This window comes from Bradyrhizobium sp. P2_E8, from assembly GCF_056403875.1.
The window spans coordinates 1-1149 of sequence record NZ_JBFUES010001550.1 but is presented as its reverse complement, the minus strand read 5'-3'; the positions used below and the strand labels follow the sequence as shown (position 1 = coordinate 1149).

General features: G+C 64.9%; 1 protein-coding gene. It reads right to left on the bottom strand.

Annotated features, from left to right (window positions below):
* Positions 1–57: 57 nt before the first annotated feature.
* On the bottom strand, positions 58–1149 hold a 1092-nt coding region (locus AC1D00_RS42210; protein ID WP_477014790.1), incomplete at its 5' end, for a Gfo/Idh/MocA family protein.

Here is a 1149-nt window from a genome sequence, read left to right as displayed (position 1 = left end):
ACCTTCTCCCACAGGGGGAGAAGGGATCGCAGCGTGCCTGCGGTCTCTTCAGYCGCCCTACAACACCACCCGCCGCCCCTCTTCCGCGGCCCAATACCCCGCGTAGTTCACCTTGATCGTCTCGTAGGCCAGGGCGAGGTCCGACAGCGGCTGCCGGCCGGTCGCGGCGCATTCCATGAAGTCCTGGATCTCCTGCAAATACCCGCGCGTCCACTCCTCCTCGAGGCAGACATATTGCCAGCCGGTTTTGCGGTCGACCTTTTCGGTGATGTAGACGTTTGCGAGCTTCTCCTCAGAGGTCTGGTAGCTCATCAGATGCGTGTTCGGCGTGATGTTGGCGAACAGCGAGCCGCCGGACGTGTAGGTCTCGACCAGATTGCGCACGCCGCCCATGATCATGTCGCCGGAAAACACGGTGGCCTTGGTGCCGTCGGAGAATGTCGCCGTCAGCGTGCCCCAGTCCTCGACATCGACGGGGTTGGCCTTGATGTAGGTGCGCTCCTCCGGCTTCAGGCTGGCTGTGACGTTGCCGACATCGCCGGTGACGCTGGCGACGCGGATGGCTTCGCCGCGCGCCCTGGCTTCGACCTGCTTGAGATAGAGCACCGCCGAAAGCGGATGGCAGCCCATTCGGATCAGCGAGCCGCCGCCGGTCATCGCCCATTGCGCGGCATGCGCCGCGTGCGAGCCGGAATGGCTCTCCTCGCCCTTCATGAACAGGATCTTGTCCCTGGTCGCCTTGATGATCTCCGCGGTCTTGGTCACCGCGGGCGCGTAGATCCAGTCCTCGGCATACATGAAGAGTTTTCCGGTGCGCTCGATCGCGGCGCGCGTTGCGTCCATCTCCTCGAGCACGCGCTCATACATCAGCGCCTTCGGCACGTGCTTGCCGATCGGCTGCTGGTCGCCCTCGCGGCCRAAATAACCGGCAAAGGGCTTCTCGCAGATCACGTGCTTGCCGGCCTGCATKCTGGCAACGATCATGCCGGCGTGGAGATTGGGCGGGGTGCAGATGTCGATGACGTCGAGCTCGCGGTCGGCGATCAGCTCGGCGAAGCTGCGATAGACGCGCGGAATTGCGTGGCGGCCGGCGAATGCGACGACATGGTCGCCGCGCGCGGCCACCGCCGCGACCTCGACGTCCACGCC